This is a genomic window from Enhygromyxa salina (genome assembly GCF_000737335.2).
GTDB lineage: Bacteria > Myxococcota_A > Polyangia > Nannocystales > Nannocystaceae > Plesiocystis > Plesiocystis salina_C.
In genome coordinates, this window is sequence record NZ_JMCC02000143.1 from 1 (window position 1) to 19,196 (window position 19,196).

Here is a 19,196-nt window from a genome sequence, read left to right on the forward strand (position 1 = left end):
TTTCGCTCCGAGGGACCCTCGGAGCCCGCCGGGCTGCCCGCCGTCACACCCACCCCCCAAACCCCCAAGATCCCCGCCCAACACGAACCCCCCCAGCCAGCTCGACAGGCAGTAGACCCCGCATGGCCCGATCGCGGCGGAGGCACCGGTTGCAACACGATGGCCCGGCAACCAGGGCTCCGAGGGTCCCTCGGAGCGAAAATTCACGGCGTATTAGACCCAATCGAAGCGGTGCCGGTCACTCGTACTACCAGAAGACCGACCCACCACATGCCAGCGGTGAGTGGTTTCGCTCCGAGGGACCCTCGGAGCCCGCCGGGCTCTCCACCGGGCGCCCCGCCGCCACATCCACCGGATCGGTGGAGCAGCAGCAGCAGCACTACTCCTCAGCGTCGCCCCCAGCTTCAACCGGCTTCTCGATCTCCGTGAGCACCCGCCGAAGCAACCCCTCCACCAACAGCGCCCGCTCACCAGTGTCGTAGCGCCCGTCTTGGTAGCGGGTCTGAATATCTTGGTACTTCTCGTGCGTGTCGGAGATCAGCCGCTTGTAGGGCTTGCGCCTGGCCATCACGTCGCGCTGGTTCGACCAGAAAAACGAGATCAACGTGGCGACAGTGAACCCAGTCAGGATCACGCCGAGCGGACCCGCGATCAGCCAGCGGATCCCAAACCGCAAGGCCACGACTCCAGCCGCCCCAATCGCCAAGTCTCGGACGCCCGCCTTCTTGACCCGTCCCCACGCCATGGGGATCAGCTCGCCGCTGGCGAGCACGAGCGCGACGAACTCCGGCCGCTTGGCTCCACGCGCGTAGGTGTCTTGCAGCACCTGTTGCATGAAGGCGTCGAAGTTCTCGTAGACCTCGGCTGGGTAAGCGGTGTGGGCGTCCGCGGCGGCCATGAAGGGCAGGCTAGCACGCTCGTGACCGGCCCTGACGCCGAGCTGAGCCCAAGCTTGGCTGCCGTCGGTGAACCTCTCTACCGAGACATCCGCAAACAGGCGAGAAGCCGCGCCCGGGCGGAAAGCTGTCATGGTAGGAATGCGGATGGCTGAGAAAGGCCCTCAGGCGGTCGTGTTGGCGGGGGTCCTCGCGCTGGCCGGAATGGGCGGCGCGACGTTCTTCCTGTTGGCCGCGCGCAGCGACCCGGCCGCTGTGGGACCATCGGCGCAGGTCGGCCCCGAACCCTCGGTCGCGGTCGCACAATCCGAGCGGGCGCCCGCGCGGGTCGACACCCAAGACTCGGTGCGAGAGGCCGGCGCTCCGTCGCGCCGCGCCGCGCCGCGCGACCGCATGGCCCGGGATCTCGAGCGTGAACGGATCTGGTCGTCGCTGCGGCGCAAGCACCAGCTCGAGCCCGCGGCGCCTGGCGCAGCCGCCCCAACCTCGAGCGCGGCGGCGCAGCTGCCGGTCCTCGACCCGCAGTACATCAAGACCGCGATCGCCGAGCAGTTGGTCCCAGTTGCGATCGAGTGCTACCAGAGCGCGCTCGAAGACGAACCCGAGCTAGCCGGCAAGCTGATCACAAACTTCACGATCATCGGCGCCGAAGACATCGGGGGGATCGTCGAAGACGCGGCGATCAGCGAGGACTCGACCCTCGACAGCGCGTTCGTGCGCGAGTGCATGCGCGAGTCACTGATGGCCGTGAGCTTCGAGCCTCCGCCCGACGGCGGGCGCGTCGAGGTCACCTACCCGTTCGAGTTCGAGCCCGAGTGAGCACTATTCGACCCGGTGAGGCCGGAGCGCGCGACCGATCACCGCGACCAGCGACTCGGGGCAGCGGCAGGTCGCGACGGCGTGGCGACCGGGCTCGATCACAGCGACCCCAGTCTCGCAGCCCTCGAGGCGCTCGCGGGTCAGGAACTCATCGAGGTGGCGATGAAAGTGCTCCGCGGTGCCCTGCGCTGTCGGGCCAAAGAAGTCCCAGTAGAGCGCCGGCTTGGGCGCGATCAGCTGCTGCTGCGCGCACGCCTCGATGGCTGGGATCGATCCAGCCAGCGAGTGATCATCGTCGACTTCGATCAGGTCGACCAGGCTTGGCTGCGGGTGCTCGGCGACGTAGCGGCGCGAGCTCTCGAGCGGCACGATCACGTCGTTGGTGCCGTGAATGATCGTGGTCGGGCAGCTGACAACCGGCCGCGCGGGGTGGGTCATCGCGTCTTCGACCAAGCCAAAGTGCACGCTCACGGGGGTGCCGGTCGCGTCGGGCAGCGCAAAGCTGCCCTGCTCGCGCCACTGATCAAAGCCAGTCTGGCCGAGGATCTGCGGCCAGCGCTCGACAAAATCGAACGCCGGGCACAGCAGGATCAGCCGATCCACCCGCTCGGGGTGCAAGCTGGCCCACCGCGCGGCCAGGTACCCACCCATGCTCGAGCCCACAAATCGCCAGCGCGTGCTACCAGGCTCCACGCCCTCTGTTAGATCGAGTTCACGATCGAGCTCGTCGAGCGCCGCGAGCATGCCCGTGTAGCTGAGCTTGGCGAAGCTCGGGGCGTTGAGGTTGGGCGTGTGCAGCTCGAGCCCTTGCTTGGCGTAGTAGCGGCGTAGCGCCTGCCCCTTGCGCGCCTGGGGCGACGAGGCGAACCCGTGCAGGTAAGCGTGGCGGACCTGCATCACGGCTTGACCCGCTCTGGGGGGCAGGACGCGGGATCCCACTTGCCGGTCCCGGCCTTGCTCGCCAGGCACAGATCCGACACGCACGCCGCCTTGCCGTCGCGCTCGCCGGCGCAGTTGCGTAGATCCGCGGCGCAGACCTCGACGCTACAGCCAGCGAGGCCGAGCGCCGCCCAGACAAGAACGAGCGCAGTGAAGCCCGACATGCGGCGTGTCTAGCCGGATCGCCGGGCGGGTTCAAGCGCTGTGACAAGCCGTGTGGTTGTGGTCTAGCGCGTGGGCATGGCTCGCAGCTCCAGCGCCAACGAGCCCCACTCACCGTGCTGATCCAGCTGCGGCGCCCAGCCGAGCACGGCAATGCGCCCCGGGCCGCGGCACCACTCGAGGACCACCCGCTTGAGGACCGGCTCACCGCTGCTGTGCACGCCCTTGCCGGTGACGACTGTGCACAGGCGGATCCGCTCGCTTCGGCACGCGTGGATGAACAGCTGCAGGTGGCGCAGCGCAGCTTCCCGATCGAGGCGACGCAGGTTGAGGGTCGCGCGCTCGCGCTTGCTCGCGCGCTCGATCAGATCGTGCTGCTTCGGGTCGAGCTGCGGACGATCGAGCAGCGCGGACGGGACTGTCGCGATGTCGTCTGCCCAGCTTCGACCGATCCAGGCTTCGGAAGGATCAAACTCGAGGCTTGGCTGCGGCGGCGGGGCGGGTACCTCGTCGCCGCGGGGGGGGGGACGGATCTGTGCTGGTTGATCCACGGGCGCTTGGGGGAGCTCCCGCTCGCTGAGGACCACGAGCCGATCAAACTCGATGCCCTCACACACGCGGGGGTTGTCGTGGTCGAGCAGGCTGAAGATCAGCGCCATCAGCTCGCCCTCGTCGAGCCGGCGGCGCTCGGGCTCGGGCTCGGGCTCGGGCTCGGGCGGGGGAGGCTCTGCGGGCGCGAGCTGATCCAGCAACGGCTCGAGCAGCGCACCAAACTTCACGCGGGGATCCGCGTCGCGCTCGTCAGCGGCCACGTTGGGTGCAGTAGCACGGCCGATCCACCAGCGCGATGACGAGACCGCGCCGAAGCGCGCGCCGCAATCCACACGACGCGATCCACACGACGCAATCCACGACCCGTCGCGCGCGGCCCCTTCGTGATGGCTCGCCAAGGCGGGCGGCGACCTCTCCGCCGGATCCGAACAGCCCAGCAGCGGCGCGGGCAGGCTATGCTGGCCCACGTAACCGATCCTCACCGGACCCCGTAGCCTCGACGCCGCCAGCGATCTCGCCATGTCCAAACCTCGCCCCGAGCCCTCCGAGCCCTCCTGGTCCAACCTCGACGCGCAAGCGCAGACAGCCGAGCGGCGCCCCGCGGTGCTGCGTGCGATGGCCCGGCGGCGCTTCCTCCAGCAAGCCGGCGCGGGCGCGGCGGTGCTGGCGTTTGGCGGGGCCTATGTGATCGCCGAAGACGGCTTGATCGCACGGGCCAAAGCCGAGACCCGCCCCGACGGGCGACCGCGCCTGCCTCCGGGCCAGCAGGTGATCACCAGCGTGCGGCCGATGGGCGGCCAGCCCGGCGACACCTCGAAATCAAACTACTGGCTGCGGATCCACGGGGAGGTCGACAACCCGATCGATCTCGATTTTCGGGCGATCCTGAAGCAGACCCAGGTGACGCGGGCCGAGGACGTGCACTGCGTGACGGGCTGGACGGTCCTCGGCGCCAAGTGGACGGGCGTGCAGCTGAAGACGCTGGCCAAGCTGGTCGGCGTCAAGGACACGGCCCGATTCGTGATCTTCGAGGCCGCGCATGGCTACACCTCCAACATCCCAATCGCCGACGCGCTGCGCGACAACGTCATGGTCGCGCACAAGCTCGACGGCGCGCCGCTGACCACCGAGCACGGCGCCCCCGTTCGAGCGGTCGTGCCGGATCTGTACTTTTGGAAGAGCGCCAAGTGGCTGACGGGGATCCGCTTCGTGCGGCGTGACGTGTCGGGCTACTGGGAGCAGCGCGGCTACAACGACCACGGGGACCCGTGGAAAGAGCAGCGGTACTCTTGATATTACCCCCACAGCCGCTTTCGCACTTCGGGTCACTCGCTTCGCTCGCTCCCAATTGGCCGTTTGTTCGCGGGGGTGTGATTGGCCCCCTAGAAGGGGGCTCAGCTCGTGTCAGCGGACGCTTTTGCGATCGCTTGGGTTTGGCGGTCGCTCGCGTGTCAGTGGACGATTTCGCTTTTGCGATCGCTTGGGTTTGGCGGTCGCTCGCGTGTCAGCGGACGATTTCGATTTAGCGATCGCTTGCGTGTAGCAGTCGCTCGTGTGTCAGTGGGCGCTTTCTCGATCGCTCGGTGGGGGTCGCTCGAGTGTCAGCGGGCGTTTTCGCGATCGCTTGGGTGTAGCGGTCGCTCGCGTGTCAGTGGGCGATTTCGCGATCGCTTGGGTGTAGCGGTCGCTCGCGTGTCAGTGGGCGATCTCGATTTAGCGATCGCTTGGGAGGGCGGTCGCTCGCGTGTCAGTGGGCGATTTTCGATTTGCGATCGCTTGGGTGCGGTCGCTCGCGCGCCAGCGGGCACTATTTCGCTAATCTGCTGAGCGCTCGCCGTTGCCGACGTCCCAGGCGGCGCGCTTGCGGCCGGGGGCGAGGGCGTAGGCGCAGGGGATCACGACCAGGGTCAGCGCGGTCGAGACGGCCAGGCCGCCGATCACGGCGAGCGCCAGTGGTTGGCGCAGGGCGGCGCCTTCGCCCAGACCGAAGGCCATCGGCAGCAGGCCGAGCACGGTCGTGGCGGTGGTCATCAGGATCGGGCGTACGCGGACCTTGCCGGCGTCGATCAGGGCGTCGTGGACGGTCATGCCGGCGCCGCGGCGTTGGTTGACGGCGCTGATCAACACGATCGCGTTGTTGACCACGATCCCGCCTAAAATAATTGCCCCGATCCCGACCATCGCGGAGATCGGGGTGTGGGTCAGCAGGCACGCGAGCACGACCCCGACCATGGCGAGCGGGACCGTGAACATGATCAAGAAGGGGTGGTGCAGGCTCTCGAAGCTCGACGCCATGACCACGTAGACCAAGAAGATCGACAGCAACGCGGTGAAGGCCAAGCTCTCGAGCGAGTCGCCCATCTCTTCGGCCTGGCCCGCGAGCTCGGTCTCGACCCATGCGCCGGCGGGGATCTGGGCGCTGGCGACGTCGAGCGCCTCGGTGATCTGGGCGGCGAGGCTGCCGAGGTCTCCCGCGTCGGCGCGGGCGCGGATCCGGAGGCCGCGGCGCCCGTCGATCCGCCGGATCTCGGCTGGGCCAACGGCAGGCTCGACCCGCGCCACCGCAATCAGCGGGATCGACTTGGGGGTGCTGCGCTGGCCGGTCATGGCGTCGGTGGTGCTGCCCACGACGCCAACTTGGATCCGCTGCACGTCCGAGATGTCGGAGCGATCGACCTCCGGCAAGCGCACGCGGATGTCGAGCTGCTTGTCGGTCGCGTGCAGCTGGCCGGCGACCTCGCCTTGGATCCCGCGCTGGATCGCGGCGGCGGCTCGGTCGACGTCGAGGCCCGCGAGCGCGAGCCGCTCGCGATCGAAGTCGACGCGGACCTCGGGCCGCCCCGTAAGATCGTCGGCCGCGACGTCGGCGAGGCCTTCGATCTCGCGCAGCCGGGGCAACAGCCGCAGCGTGTGGGCGACCGCGTCGGCGCTCTCGTCGGCGAACACCCGCACCTCCACGGGCGACTCGAACGAGAACAATTCCGGCCGACCAAACCGGACCCGGTGCTCGATGCCGTCGAGCACCCGCTCGGTCGCCGCTGTCACGTCCGCGAACAGCTGCTCCTCGATCGCCTCGAGCTCGCCGCTGGCGATCAGCTGCGGCTGCAGACGAAAATTGATCTGCGCCAAGTGGGTGCCCGCTTGCCCGCCCGTCGCCGAGCCGCCTTGGGTCACGCTGCCGACCCGCGCGAACACCAACTCGAGGCGCGGATCCTCGCCGAGCTCGCGCACGATCCCCCGGGTCAAGGCGGTCGAGCGCTCCAGCGCCGTCCCCTGCGGCAGCTCGATCTGCACGTAGACCTCGCCCTGGCGAACCTCGGGCAGCAGCGTGCGGCCCAGATCCCGACCCGACCACAACACCAGCGCGCACACGCCCACGCTCAGCAACAGGACCGGGATCCGGCCCTTCAGCGCGACGTTCAAGAACCGCGGGTACTGGGCCTCGAGCAGCTCCCAACCCCGGGTCAGCGGCCACGCGACCCGCTGCAGCAACCACCCCAGGCCCGCGACCAACAGCCGGATCGGCACCCACAAGAGCGCCGGGATCGCGACCAGCCAAGCCAGCGCCGAGCGCTTGGACTTGCCCTCGGGTGTCAGCGCGGCCGGGTCGACGTCCTCGTCGCCGATCGCCTGCAGGACCGGGACCAAGGTCAGGCTCACGATCATCGACGACATGATCGAGAAGCTGACCGCGTAGGCGAGATCGCTGACGAGCTGCCCGGCCACGCCCTGCACGAAGGCCATCGGGAAGAACACCGCGACCGTGGTCAGGGTCGAGGCCACGACCGAGCTGGCGATCTCCACCGTGCCCCGGACCGCGCTCTGCCGCCGGCCGAGCTCCGGCTGTTGCTCGCGGACCCGGGCGATCGCCTCGAGCGTGACGATGCTGTTGTCGACCAGCATCCCGACCCCGAGCGCGAGCCCGCCGAGGCTCATGAGGTTGAGCGAGATCCCCAGCGTGGTCAGGGGCACGAAGCTCACCAACAGCGAGATCGGGATCGCCACGCCGATCACCAAGGTCGAGCGAAGGTCGCGCAGGAAGAACAGCAGCACCAAGATCGCCAGGCCGCCGCCGATCAAGGTGTTGAGCGCGACCTCCATGATCGCCGCGTCGATGAAGCTGGCCTGGTTGCTGAGCACGACCAGGCGGTGGCCCTCGGGCAGCTGCTTGGAGACCTCGGCGATCCGCTCGAGCACCTTGTCGGCCACCCGCACGGTGTTGGCGTCGCCCTCGCGGAACACCGCGAGCTCGATCGCCTCGTGCTGCCCGACCAGCGAGACCTCTTCGCGCTCGAGCGGAGCCCGCCGGATCCCGCGCCCGCTGACCAGCTCGCGCAGGCGCAGCTCGCCGCTCGAGGTCGTGCCTTCACGGATGATGATCTGCCCGAGCGCCGCGGGGGTCTTGGCCTCGTGGACCGTGCGGATCAGGTAGCGGTTGCCGTCGTCGGTCAGGCCGCCGCCCGGGCGGTTGATGTTGTCCGCGCCGATCGCCGCGACGACCTCGCTGGCGTCGACACCCAGCGCGACCAGCCGCTCGGGGTCCAGCTCGACGATCACCTCTTCTTCGTCGCCGCCGTGCAGCTGAACGGCCGCGACCCCGTCGAGCTTCTCGAGCGTCTGCTTGATGTCCTCGTCGGCGAGGTCGCGCAGCGCCCGAAAATTCGTGACCCCGTCCGCCGACTCGACGACCAGCGCCAGCCGCAAGATCGGTTCTTGCGAGGGGTCGTAGCGCAGCACGATCGGCCGCTCCGACTCGGTCGGCAGCCGCACGCGATCCAGCTTCTCGCGCACGTCGGCCATCGCGTCGTCGATCCGCGTGCCCCAGGCGAAGTCGAGCATCACCTCGCTGACCCCCTCGCGCGAGCTGGACTCGACCGCGACGACCCCGGGGACCCCACCGACGAGCTCCTCGATCGGGCGCGTGACCAGCTCTTCGATCTCGGCGGGGGCCGCGTCGGCGTAGTCGGTCTGAACCGTGATGCTCGGGTAGCCCAGATCCGGCAGCAGCTCGACGGGCATCCGCGTGAGCGCGACGATCCCGAACAACAACAGCGCGACGGTGACCATCGTGACGGTCACCGGTCGCGTGACCACCCCCGCGATTACGCTCCAGATCCCGCGGGGCCGAGTGGGGGGCGCATCGCCTGTGGACGCTCGCGTCACGCTGGCGACTCCCGCCCATCGAGCGAGTGCAGCGAGCGACCGGACGCGAAGCGGACGTGCATGGGAAGTCCAGAAGGGATGGGCAGGGGGGTCTAGTGACGCTTCCCGCCGCCGCCCCAGCCGCCGCGGCGCTTGCCTTGCTCGTCGTTCTTGGCTTCCGGCTCGGGCTCGCGCTCGACGTCGGGCTCGCCCGCGGGCTTGACGGGCATGCCTTCGGTGATCCCGTTGGCGTCGACCAGCACGCGATCCTCGGCCGCGACGCCGCCGAGGATCTCGACCCGATCCGTCCCCTCTAGCCCGATCTGCACGGCCACGCGCCGGGCCTTGCCCTCGCGCAGCAGGTACACGTAGCGCTGGCCCTCGAGCTCGAACACCGCCGCGGTTGGCACGCTGGGCGCCCCCTCGCGGCGCTCGAGCAGGACCCGCGCGCGAACGAAGGCGCCCGGCACGGCCAGGGCGGGGAAGGTGTGTGCGCGAACCAAGAACTCCACGGTCCCGGTCAGCGAGTCGACGATCGGCGCCCGACGGACGACCTCGCCGTTGAACGTGGAGCCGTCGATCAGCTCGATCTCGACCGAGTTGCCAACGGTCACGCGCGCAGCCTCGCGCTCGGGCAGGTGCAGCGGCAGCTCGAGGGCCGAGAGATCCGCGAGCTCGTAGATCACCGTGGCGGTGCTAGCGAGGTTGCCCACGTCCACTGCGCGGCCGATGATCGTGCCCGCGAACGGTGCCCGGACGCTCATCGTCGAGGCCTGCGCGCCCGATAGCCGGGCGGCGGCCTTGGCCGACTCGAGCTCGTAGCGGCGCGCGTCGACCTCTTCTGCGCCGACCGCCCCGCTCGCTTCGAGGTTTTTGAGTCGGCCAAGCTCGGCCTCCACGTTCGCGGCCGCGACCCGGTCGCGCTTGGCCTGCATCGAGAGCTCGCGGCCGTCGAGGCGGGCGAGGATCTGGCCGTCCTCGACCACGTCGCCGACCTCGACCTCGAGTACGTTGATGATCCCCGCGCGGATCGGGCGGAGCTCGGCCCGACGCAGTGGCTCGAGCGTGCCCGAGGCTCGGTAGTGCCGCTCGATCGTCGCGGGCCCGAGCTTGGCAACCTCAATGGCGAGGGGCTCGGGCGGGCCGCCGCCGCCGCCGCGTCCACCGGGCCCGCCACCTTTGCCCCCGCGCTTGCCCCCACCTTTGCCTCCAGGCTCAGCACCCGACGCGCCGCCACACCCAAGGATCCCGAGCATGCTCGCGCACCCGGCAATGAACGCCCTGCGCCGCCACGCCTGCGCGGCGGGGGGGCGCGCGGTGTGCCGGCCATTGGCGTCGCCGGATCGTGCGGGGTCTCGAGCTGTCATGTTTGCCTGCGCTCGGCTACCACGGCCGCGTACCCAGTGGTAGGACAGCGCCATGGGTCAGTCAACGAGCCGCGCGCCCAGCCGGGAGTTACTCGCGGCGAGCCACGCGTTTCCTGGCGAGTATCTCATCAAGGCGTTCGGCCCCGCGACCGAGACCTTTCGCGTCGCGATTCAGGCGGCTGGGCAACAGGCGGTTGGTGCGCGACTCGAGCTCAGCGAGCGGGTCAGCAGCAAGGGCAATTCGATCTGCATCACACTGTGTTTGCAGGCCGAATCCGTCGATGAAGTCATCCTCGCGTACGAGCGTCTGCACGACGTCCACGGGCTTCGGATGATCCTGTGAGACTATTCACTAGGTGTTGTGGCCGACGAGGTTCGGCATCAGCGCCAAGTCCTCGACAATCTCCCCGCCGACATCCCGGCGACCTGCTCCGACGACAACGATCCCGCCATGCATGAGTCCCGCGTTCTGAGGTCTTCGCTCTGTCTGCTTCTCCTCGCCGGGCTCGCTGGCGGCACGCTCGGGTGCAAGCCCAAGGCGGTGCGCGGCGGCCCGGGGACAGAGAACCCCAACCTCGATCAAGGCGCGATGAGCACGACCTTGGATCGCGTGGACATCGACTATCTCGTCAACGAGAACCTCAACGCGATGTTCGCCTCGGCCTGGTGGGCCCGCGATGTTCAGGGCTCGATGGCCAACCCCCCCATCGTCGCGATCTGGCCGATCAAGAACGCGACCAGCATGCACCTCGACGACCAGATGCTCACGCTGCTCTCGCAGATCGAGACCACCATGGTGAACTCGGGCGCGGTCTCGGTCGTCAGCCGCGAGCGCCAAGCCGAGATGGTCTCGGAGGCACAGATGCAAAACTCGGATCTGTTCGATCCCTCGACCGCGGCCCGGCTCGGGGCCCAGCTCGGCGCGAAGTACTACATCACTGGCAAGGTCACCTCGACCGAAGAGCGCTTCGACAAGGAGCGCCGCATTCAGTACTCGCTGTTCATCCAGGTGATCGAGATCGAGACCAGCGTGGTCAAGTTCCAGTTCACCTCGGAGCGCAGCAAGGCGATCGTCCGCTAATTTCATGGCCTCCCGCAGGCGAACTCGCAGGCAGCCGTGGCTCCCGCTCGTCGGTCTCGTGGGCATCCTAGGCCTCGGGATGGGCCTCGGGGTGGGGAGCGGGTGCGCGACCTACTCGGACAAGACCGAGTCGATGCGCGAGCTGATCTCGGCCGGGCAGTACGAAGCCGGGCTGGCCGAGGTCAACCGCTTCATCAAGGTCAAAGACCCCGTCGAGCTGCCGACCAAGTGGAAGAGCGAGACCGCGTTGGCGGTGCTCGAGCGCGCCACGATCCTCCACGCCATGGGCAGCTGGGACGCGAGCGCGACCAACTTTCAGGCCGCCGACGAGCAGCTCGAGTTCTTGGATCTGCGCAGCTCGGCCGACGAGATCGGTCGCTACGTCTTCTCGGACGCGGCGACCCACTACCGCACCACGCCAACAGAGAAGCTCTCGCTCAACGGCGTGAACCTGATCAACTACCTGGCCCAAGGTGACCTCGACGGCGCCGCGATCGAGGCCAAGCGCTTCACGGTGATGCGCAACTACCTGCTCGACTACGACCCCGAGCACGCGCACGGGGCGTTTGGTTCGTACCTCGCGGGCTTCGTCGCCGAGCGCCAGGGCAACCCCGACAGCGCGCTGCGCTACTACGACGAGGCCCTGCAAGAGCGCGAGCTGCCCACGCTGATCGAGCCGATCGGTCGGCTTGGCCAGCGCGGCAGCTATCGGAGCGAGCGACTGGATCGCTACCTTGGCGGCGGTGGGGCCGGGTTCCCAGCCCCAGCCAAGGAGGCCGCGCCAGCCGAAGCGGCGTCAGACGACGACGAACCGGCCCAGGACCCGGCCGCGCCGATCCCCGTAGCCGACGCCAACCCAGCTGCCCCCAACCCGGCCGAGGTCCTCGTCATCATCAAGACTGGTCGGGTGCCCTACAAGGTGCCGGTCCGGATCCCGATCGGCGCCGCGATCGGCTTGGCGGGCGCGTTCGTGACCGGCAACACCGCGCTGCTCGAGCACAGCGCGATGAAGGTCGTGGTGTTCCCGGATCTGCAGCCCGCGGGCAACCTGTTCGACAGCGCCGAGTGGACGATCGACGGCTACCCCGTGCAGCTCGACTTGGTCAGCGATCTCGGCGCCGAGATCAACCGCGAGTTCGATGAGCTGCGCCCCAAGATCATCGGCTCGGCGATCACTCGCATGATCGTGCGCGCGGCCGCGGCCGAGGGCGCACGCGCTGCCGGCAACCAAGGCAACGAGGTCGTCGGGCTGCTCAGCGCGCTGGCGATCGAGGGGGCCATGGTCGCCCTCGACAAGCCCGACACCCGCTCGTGGACCACCCTCCCCGACCGGGTGTGGATCGGCCGGACCCAGGTTCCCCCCGGGGAGCACACCCTCGAGATCGTCGTGCGCGGCAGCGGAGGTGAGGAGCGTCGCACCGCCCAGGTGAATGTAGGCCCCGGGGGCTACGTTGTCCTGGACGTCACCACCTTGCGCTGACGAGTTTTGCGGTCACCGCCAACACGCGAGCATCCGCGACAGATCCGGTCCATGATCATCCCGAAGCTCAGGAGTACGCCATGACCCTCGCCCTGCTCTCTACCGACCGTGTTGCCCGTCGCCGCAGCGTCACACTTGCCAGCGTGTTCCTGGGTACTCTCGCCGCCGCGGCCGTCATGGTCGCGACGCCGAGCGAGGCCGAAGCCGCCGTCCGTGGTGGACCCAACGGCATCGAGTTCGAGGGCGCACAAGATCGCCGGGGTGTCTACGTGGGCCCCGGCGTCTTCTTTGGTTTCTCCGGCATGAAGGGCACCTTCGTCCCAGACGTCGGGCTCAACCTCGCGTTTGGTGGTGGCGTGTCCAAGCGCGTGTTGCTCGGCATCAACTTGCACGGCGCCAAGTATCTGGGCCGGGCCGAGGGGGCCAGCTCGTGGATGTTTGGTGGTGACTTCGAGTTCACGGGCTACGCCTGGCAGGGTCTGTACCTGCGCACGGGCCTGGGTGGCGTGGGCCTGCCCGCCGGTGACCCCAACAACACCCTGGTCGCGGGGATCGGCGGCAACGTGGGCGTGGGCTACGAATTTTGGCTCAACGCGACCGCGGCCGCCTCGGTCGGGATCACCTACGATCTGCGCTTCCTCGCCGGTGAAGAGCGGCTAGTGCCCGATCCCCTGCGCCACACGGGCATGGTCGGGATGCGCTTCACGTTCTTCTAGGCCCGACTCGAGCGCTGAACACGGGAAATGCGTTCAGACGTGTCCGCGCGCAAACGGCCCGACCCGTCTCGATCGCGGCGAAACTCGTGATCACGCTCACGGTTTTGCACGGATACACCCTTTGCTGACCGAGTTCGTGACGGACTCCACCATAGCCCGTAGAATCGCGCCCTGATGGCGAAGTCCAAGAAGGACAACGGCGAGGGCGAGAGCGAAGACGATAGGACTGCAGATCTCGAAGCCGAGATCGCTACCCTTCGTTCGGATCTCAACGACGCTCGAGCTGACCTACGCGACGCGCGAGCAGATCGCGAGCAGGCCCGTGACGAGGTCAAGCGCGTGCGCGAGGAGCTTCAGAGCGCTCGGCTCGAGCGCGACGCGTGTCGCGAAGAAGCCCAGCAGCTGCGAGCGCAGGTCGCAGAGATCGCACAGCGCCCCAGCCCCGCGGTCGTGGATGATCGGCTTGGGTACCTGCGCGAGCTGCAAAACAGCATCATCAGCGCCGCGCCCGACGTCGACGACACCCTGACCGCGTTGACCGAGATGCGTGCGGGCCTCAAGAGCATCGCCGAGAGCGTTGATCTGCTCGCGTCGAACGCCGAAGAGAGCTCCAGCTCGATCCTCGAGATGGCCGCCGCCAACGACGAGGTCGCCGAGAGCATGTTCAACCTCGCCTCCTCCATAGAGGAGACCGCGATCTCGATCGAAGAGATGACCTTCTCGGTCCGCGAGGTCGCCAAGAACATCGAGGCGCTCTCGACCACCGCCGAAGAGACCTCCTCGGCCATGAACGAGATGGACATCTCGATCCAGCAGGTCGAGAACAACGCCAACGAGACCGCGCAGCTGTCCGAAGAGGTGGTGTGGGCGGCCGAGGGTGGCGTCGACGCGATCAACCGCACGATCGAAGTCATCAACTTGATCAAGACCTACTCGGCCGACGCGGTCTCCGTGATCAGCCGGCTCGGTCAGCGGATCGGCGAGATCGGCCTGATCCTCTCTGTCATCGACGACGTCGCCGAGCAGACCAACCTGCTCGCGCTCAACGCTGCGATCATCGCCGCCCAGGCCGGCGAGCACGGCAAGGGCTTCGCCGTCGTCGCCGACGAGATCAAGGACCTCGCCGAGCGCTCCGCGACCTCGACCAAAGAGATCGCCGAGATCATCAAGGCCGTCCAGCGCGAGAGCTACAACGCCGTCGAGGCCGTCCAGCGCTCCAGCAAGTCCGTCGACGACGGCGTCCGCGTCAGCCACCAAGCCGAAGACTCGCTCAAGCGCATCTCGGACTCGGCCCGCCGCTCGACCCAAATGGTCCGCGAGATCGCCCGCGCCACCGTCGAGCAGACCAAGGGCTCCAAGCAGGTCACCGACGCGATCAACGTCGTCGCAACCACGGTCCAGCAGGTCGCCACCGCCACCTCCGAGCAGGCCCGCGGCGCCGAGCAGATCATGAAGTCGGCGGAAAAGATGAAGCAGATCACCCGCCACGTGGAACGCTCGACCCAAGAGCAGACCCGCGGCAGCCGGCAGATCACCCAGGCGATCGAGACCATCTCCGAGCAGATCAGCCAGCTGAGCTCCGCGCACCAAGGCCAGACCCAAAACGCCGACACGATCGTCGAGCGCCTGTCCTCGATCCGCGAAGCCACGCAGAGCCAGATGGAGCTGATCGAGCGCGCCCTAGGCCAGATCTAGTCGCCCCCAGCGGGCGCTGTGCATGTGTAGAGAGCGGACGCTTCGCGGACGCTCTCTAGCTGCGGTCCCAGGTCGGGCCTACGAGGACCTTGTCGTGGTTCAGCGAGCGGCAGCGGAGCCCGCCGAGCAGACCAAGCCCCGCACGTCGAGGGGCGGTTCAGGCTCTCTCCAAGGTTTGAGCTCGAGCCGCCTCCCCCAGCGGAGCAAGTAAGCCCCGCACGCCGAGGGGCGGTTCAGGCTCTCTCCAAGGTTTGAGCTCGAGCCGCCTCCCCCCCAAGCGCACGAAGATGAGAGGTCCCCCGCCCGATCGCAGCGGAGCAAGTCACCGCGAACGCAGAGCGCACGCAAGGCCGCAGACGACCCCAACTCGGCGTATCTACGCACGTGGAGATTAACGAAGCCACGCTCGGTCGGGCCAATACACCGATCGACAGGAAGCGGGGTCACGAAACTGAAGTAGACCTAGCCGAGTTGGGGTCGTCTGCAGCCAGTGCGCGGTCCCCCACCGGACACTCACACCCCCGCAAACGCAACCACCAACCCAACCCAACCCAACCCAACATCACCGATAAGCATCAGGCTCGATCTCAAACCGCTCAATCCATCGGTGGATCTCTTTCGGTTCGCGATGCAGCGCCCGAGCAACCTCAGCCGTATCCCCGCCCGTCTTCGCCAGCTCACTGACCAGCTTCGCCCGCAGCTCGCTGACGCTCTCGGGCGACTGCGGCATGTCGCGGCGGCTGGCCAGGATATCGTCGAGCAAGTCCCGCGAGATCTCGCCGTTGGTGCCCGCCAGGATCGACGCCGTCGCCAGCGTCTGATGCAGCTCGCGAACATTGAAGGGCCAGCTGTGGCTGAGGATCCGCCGAAACGCCCGGGTTGCGATCTTGACCTCGGTCCCCGCCCGCGAGCGATACACGACCTTGGTCAGCACGCCCAGATCTTCACGACGCCGACGCAGCGGCGGCAAGGTGGCCGCGAACCCAGCCAGGCGCGAGTATAGATCCGGCCGAAATTTACCAGCTTCGACCAGCGCCCGGATGTCGTGCAGCGTTGAGCAGATCACTCGCACGTCGAACTTGCGCGGCTTCTCTTCGCCGATCCGCATGACTCGCCCCTCTGCGAGCGCGGCGTGAAGCTTGGTCTGGGCCGCGGGCGAGAGCTCGCCAAGCTCGTCCAAGAACAGCGTGCCCTTGTCGGCCTGCTCGAAGATCCCCGGCCGATCTTCGTCGGCGCCGACGAAGGCCCCGCGCTTGTGGCCAAACAAGATCGAGTCGATGCGATCGTCGGACAAGGCGGCGAGGTTGGTCGCAACGAAGGCACCGGGCCGACCGCTGAGCTTGTGGACCGAGCGCGCCGTGATCTCTTTGCCGGTGCCGGTCTCGCCGTGGAGCAGCAGCGGCACGTCGCTGCTCGCGAGCCGCAGCAAGGTCCGCTGGATCCCGCACAGCATCGGGTTGGAGGTGCCCGAGGGGTCCAAGACCCGCACGTGCTCCGGGGGGACGTCGTGCTGGGTGATCTCGCGGATCATCCAGAACGAGCGGCCAACCTCGAACACCTGGCCGGCGAGCAGCCGCGCCATCCCGGGGATCGCCTGGCGCTCGATGTGGGTGCCGTTGCGGCTGTCGAGGTCACACAGGTCGAACTCGAGCGCGGATCCGGACTTGACGATGCGGACCTCGGCGTGACGACCACTGACCCAGCCAAGCGGGATCCGGAGCGAGAGCTCGCTGTCCACGCGCTCGGCCTGGAGATCCGAGCCGCTCACGCGGCCGAAGCAGATCTTGGAGATGCCGTCGAGCGACCACACGCCGCCCGCGTTTCGGAAGTCATTCTCGCTCGACCCGATGAAGATCAGCCATGCGTGCGCCGGCCCCTGGCCGAGCAGCGGCGAGTCGTCGGACAAAGTTTCTTCGGGGATGGTCACGTCCACAACAGTTCAACGCCTGGTCTGAGATGTTACCTGGCTTCAACGTGACGCACACGAGCCACATCCGCAAAACCACGCGACACGGCGAAAATCATCGGCTCGCGTTCGAAAGATCAGTGACGCGACCGAGTGAGCGTTGCGAGCGCTGGCTCGAATACAGCGTGACTGTTTTTTTTCCTGAGCTCGCCCGAGCTGTAACAACCTCAATAGGCGATCACGCCAGCGTCGTGCAGCTCGATGGCGGTGTTGGTGAGCGCGACGTCGTCAGCCTCGAGGCGATTGAGCACGGTTGGCCAGTCACCACCGGCCGCGATCGACTCGACGAGATCGAGCTGCGCGGGGGTGAGGTCGCGCCACGGCTTGCCCGAGGGCAGCTTCAAGTCGATCCGCTTGCTGGGAAGCTCGTGGCGCTCGGCGAGGTGGGCGAGCTCGTCTTGCACGCGCGCCGCCTCCATCAAGATGTGCTCGAGACCGACCGAGAGCTCCTTGCCGTCAGCCGGCGCGACGGCGTTGTTGTCGAGCTCGAAGGTGCCCTCGCTCCAGTTCATCATTCGCAGCAGGGCCTTGTCGGCCTTGAGCTTGTCGCTGCCTTGAATGCGGGCGTAGTAGACTCGACCCTCGCGCAAGAACAGCTCGCCGACCGAGTTGCCGCGGACTCGCAGGGCGCCAGTCTTGCGGCTTGTTGCGAGCCACTGCAGCACGTCCGCGAGCGGGATGTCTTGAATGCTGCCGGTCATCGAGCGACCGGCGGTGCTCTCTTCGGAGCCAGCACGATCACGGCGGAGCTTGGCGAGCGGGACCACGTCGACGCGCAGCAAGCTCGCGCCGATCGTGATGCGATCTCCAGGGCGCAGGCGGTGGTGCGAGACCTCGCGACCGTTGACGCGCGTCCCGTTGCGCGAGCCGAGATCCCGCAGCCACAGCGTTCCGCGGGCCTCGTAGATCCGTGCGTGCTTGCGCGAGACGGTGTCGTCGGCGAGGATCAGATCCGCGTCGTTGCTCCGGCCGGCGACCCAATTGTGACCGTCGGGCCCAAGCGGAAAAGGCTCGCCGGGATCAGCTCCAGCTACAAACGTGAGCACCGGTACGTCGACCTGGGCCATGCCCCAACCTACCGCAAAGTTAGCGAGCCCGCGCTCGACCGAAGCCTCGCCCGAGCGGAAACAAAGGGCCGCTCTGAGCGCCGAATGGGTGAGTTAGCACACTGTAAAGTGCGCGAAGGCCGATCGAAACGGTGTTTATTTGATGTTCTAGACCGAGCTGTGGTGGATCCCCTGATGCCAGGGGAGGGGATCGGGGCGGGCTTGGCGGCCAGGATCAGGGATCGACCGGCTTGTATCGAAGGGGGGTGCGCGGAACACTTGGGGCGTGGCGGTAACAAGCAAGACCTTAGTCGTTGGTGGGCTGCTGGCCCTCGTGTCACTGACTGGCTGCGCCAACAAGCGGCAGCAACAGCAGCAGGCAACCGCTGCGCCGACCTACGCCCAGCGCTCGAATACCGCCTACTACCAGCAGAACTACCAAGATGGCGCGCTTCCGCCAACGGACATGGCCTACGCCGATGTCCACGTGCAGGACCAATACTACGCGCAGCCAGTTGGGGACTACCCGGTCGAGACGCTTGGCTACGAGACGATGTCGAGCGGCGAGCAGGCCGTCGTCGTCACCTACGTCCACACCTACCCCGAGCCCATCGAGACCTTCCCACGCGTCTACTGGGCCGGCCGCTGGTACTACAACGTGCAGGGCTCGTTCGTGTTTTGGGATCCCTATTGGGGTACGTGGTCGTACTACTGGGGCCCGCCGCAGCCGCTGGTCGTCGTGTGGAATTATCACTACCCGTGGGTCTCGTACTGCTGGGGGAACGGCTACTACGGGCACGGTTGGTACTGGGGCGGCGCGGGCCATCACGGCTATCACGCCTACGGCCAGCCGCCGCACAACTGGCGTCCTAGCCGGGGGCCCAACGCTGATCGAGGCGGTCCGACTGGCGGGCGGCCGTCGACGGGTCCCAACGGCGGCGGTGGCGGTGGCGGTGGCGGTGGCGGCGGCGGCGGTACGACCGGCGTCGAGGCGTCCGTCGGCACCGACGTGACGCCTGGCGCGTCCCCAAGTGGAAACCTTGGGCGTGGCGTCGACTCGGTGGCACCGCCCACGCCGAAGCCCGGACGGGCGCCGATCGCAGCAGGCACCGACGTCCGCAACCCGGTCCAACCAACGCCGAGCGTGGGCACCGGAACCGATGTCGCTGCGCCAGCGCCCACGCGGGATCGCCCCGTTCCCACGCCGGTCGCGGCAGGTCCAACCGACGTCGCTGCGCCAGCGCCCACGCGGGATCGCCCGGTTCCCACGCCGGTCGCGGCAGGCCCGATCGACGTCGCCGCGCCAGCGCCCACGCGGGATCGCCCGGTTCCCAC

At 67.9% G+C, this 19,196-nt stretch carries 15 protein-coding genes and 1 pseudogene; 8 read left to right on the top strand and 8 right to left on the bottom strand.

Going from position 1 to position 19,196, the window contains the following annotated elements:
* Positions 1–379: 379 nt before the first annotated feature.
* Entirely contained in the window at positions 380–898 is a 519-nt protein-coding gene (locus tag DB30_RS36875) for a hypothetical protein (protein WP_052558098.1), read from the bottom strand.
* A 145-nt stretch (positions 899–1,043) separates the two neighbouring features.
* On the opposite strand from DB30_RS36875, the gene DB30_RS36880 reads away from it, so the two are divergent.
* Complete coding sequence (locus DB30_RS36880) at positions 1,044–1,715, top strand: AgmX/PglI C-terminal domain-containing protein (protein WP_165704116.1); 672 nt, start codon at positions 1,044–1,046, stop codon at positions 1,713–1,715.
* Between the two features lie 3 nt (positions 1,716–1,718).
* On the opposite strand, the gene DB30_RS36885 is transcribed toward DB30_RS36880, so the two are convergent.
* From DB30_RS36885 to DB30_RS36895, 3 genes are all read right to left on the bottom strand, one after another.
* Complete coding sequence (locus tag DB30_RS36885) at positions 1,719–2,612, bottom strand: YqiA/YcfP family alpha/beta fold hydrolase (protein ID WP_052558100.1); 894 nt, start codon at positions 2,610–2,612, stop codon at positions 1,719–1,721.
* Positions 2,612–2,818 (bottom strand): hypothetical protein, encoded by a 207-nt coding sequence (locus DB30_RS36890; protein WP_052558104.1) that lies wholly within the window; start codon positions 2,816–2,818, stop codon positions 2,612–2,614. Before DB30_RS36890 ends, DB30_RS36885 begins: the two co-directional genes overlap by 1 nt.
* Positions 2,819–2,881: 63 nt before the next feature.
* Positions 2,882–3,628: a Smr/MutS family protein gene (locus DB30_RS36895; RefSeq protein WP_052558105.1), complete on the bottom strand. Its 747-nt coding sequence runs from the start codon at positions 3,626–3,628 to the stop codon at positions 2,882–2,884.
* A gap of 259 nt (positions 3,629–3,887) precedes the next feature.
* Here DB30_RS36895 and DB30_RS36900 point away from each other — a divergent pair, with 259 nt between their 5' ends.
* Positions 3,888–4,661 (top strand): molybdopterin-dependent oxidoreductase, encoded by a 774-nt coding sequence (locus DB30_RS36900; protein ID WP_146662302.1) that lies wholly within the window; start codon positions 3,888–3,890, stop codon positions 4,659–4,661.
* A gap of 522 nt (positions 4,662–5,183) precedes the next feature.
* Here the strand turns inward: DB30_RS36900 and DB30_RS36905 are convergent.
* Together DB30_RS36905 and DB30_RS36910 are read right to left on the bottom strand one after the other, a co-directional pair.
* Complete coding sequence (locus DB30_RS36905; protein ID WP_052558107.1) at positions 5,184–8,462, bottom strand: efflux RND transporter permease subunit; 3,279 nt, start codon at positions 8,460–8,462, stop codon at positions 5,184–5,186.
* A 161-nt stretch (positions 8,463–8,623) separates the two neighbouring features.
* A complete protein-coding gene (locus tag DB30_RS36910; protein WP_146662304.1) occupies positions 8,624–9,877 on the bottom strand; it encodes an efflux RND transporter periplasmic adaptor subunit in 1,254 nt (417 codons plus the stop codon).
* Between the two features lie 52 nt (positions 9,878–9,929).
* Here DB30_RS36910 and DB30_RS36915 point away from each other — a divergent pair, with 52 nt between their 5' ends.
* The 5 genes from DB30_RS36915 (at position 9,930) to DB30_RS36935 (ending at position 14,849) form a co-directional block, all read left to right on the top strand.
* Positions 9,930–10,220 (top strand): DUF493 domain-containing protein, encoded by a 291-nt coding sequence (locus DB30_RS36915; protein ID WP_052558112.1) that lies wholly within the window; start codon positions 9,930–9,932, stop codon positions 10,218–10,220.
* 18 nt (positions 10,221–10,238) lie between these two features.
* On the top strand, positions 10,239–10,958 hold the full coding sequence (locus DB30_RS36920) for a CsgG/HfaB family protein (protein WP_052558114.1): 720 nt from the start codon (positions 10,239–10,241) through the stop codon (positions 10,956–10,958).
* Positions 10,959–11,016: 58 nt separating this feature from the next.
* Complete coding sequence (locus tag DB30_RS36925) at positions 11,017–12,438, top strand: COG3014 family protein (protein ID WP_146662306.1); 1,422 nt, start codon at positions 11,017–11,019, stop codon at positions 12,436–12,438.
* A gap of 143 nt (positions 12,439–12,581) precedes the next feature.
* Positions 12,582–13,154, top strand: a complete 573-nt coding sequence (locus DB30_RS36930; RefSeq protein ID WP_146662308.1) for a hypothetical protein — start codon at positions 12,582–12,584, stop codon at positions 13,152–13,154.
* 174 nt (positions 13,155–13,328) lie between these two features.
* Positions 13,329–14,849 (top strand): methyl-accepting chemotaxis protein, encoded by a 1,521-nt coding sequence (locus DB30_RS36935; RefSeq protein ID WP_052558122.1) that lies wholly within the window; start codon positions 13,329–13,331, stop codon positions 14,847–14,849.
* Positions 14,850–15,411: 562 nt separating this feature from the next.
* Here the strand turns inward: DB30_RS36935 and DB30_RS36940 are convergent.
* Together DB30_RS36940 and DB30_RS36945 are read right to left on the bottom strand one after the other, a co-directional pair.
* A complete protein-coding gene (locus DB30_RS36940) occupies positions 15,412–16,782 on the bottom strand; it encodes a sigma 54-interacting transcriptional regulator (protein ID WP_052558124.1) in 1,371 nt (456 codons plus the stop codon).
* Between the two features lie 200 nt (positions 16,783–16,982).
* Positions 16,983–17,882: a DUF4388 domain-containing protein gene (locus tag DB30_RS36945; protein ID WP_052558125.1), complete on the bottom strand. Its 900-nt coding sequence runs from the start codon at positions 17,880–17,882 to the stop codon at positions 16,983–16,985.
* A gap of 265 nt (positions 17,883–18,147) precedes the next feature.
* Between DB30_RS36945 and DB30_RS36950 the strand changes: the two are divergent.
* Positions 18,148–19,196: pseudogene (locus DB30_RS36950) on the top strand (hypothetical protein); the annotation flags it as partial.

Excerpts from the sequence above, each read along its gene's own strand:
- DB30_RS36880 (WP_165704116.1), top strand. The coding sequence starts at position 1,044 with ATGGCTGAGAAAGGCCCTCAGGCGGTCGTGTTGGCGGGGGTCCTCGCG.
- DB30_RS36915 (WP_052558112.1), top strand. The coding sequence starts at position 9,930 with ATGGGTCAGTCAACGAGCCGCGCGCCCAGCCGGGAGTTACTCGCGGCG.
- DB30_RS36945 (WP_052558125.1), bottom strand. The coding sequence starts at position 17,882 with ATGGCCCAGGTCGACGTACCGGTGCTCACGTTTGTAGCTGGAGCTGAT.
- DB30_RS36935 (WP_052558122.1), top strand. The coding sequence starts at position 13,329 with ATGGCGAAGTCCAAGAAGGACAACGGCGAGGGCGAGAGCGAAGACGAT.
- DB30_RS36910 (WP_146662304.1), bottom strand. The coding sequence starts at position 9,877 with ATGACAGCTCGAGACCCCGCACGATCCGGCGACGCCAATGGCCGGCAC.
- DB30_RS36890 (WP_052558104.1), bottom strand. The coding sequence starts at position 2,818 with ATGTCGGGCTTCACTGCGCTCGTTCTTGTCTGGGCGGCGCTCGGCCTC.
- DB30_RS36875 (WP_052558098.1), bottom strand. The coding sequence starts at position 898 with ATGGCCGCCGCGGACGCCCACACCGCTTACCCAGCCGAGGTCTACGAG.
- DB30_RS36885 (WP_052558100.1), bottom strand. The coding sequence starts at position 2,612 with ATGCAGGTCCGCCACGCTTACCTGCACGGGTTCGCCTCGTCGCCCCAG.
- DB30_RS36900 (WP_146662302.1), top strand. The coding sequence starts at position 3,888 with ATGTCCAAACCTCGCCCCGAGCCCTCCGAGCCCTCCTGGTCCAACCTC.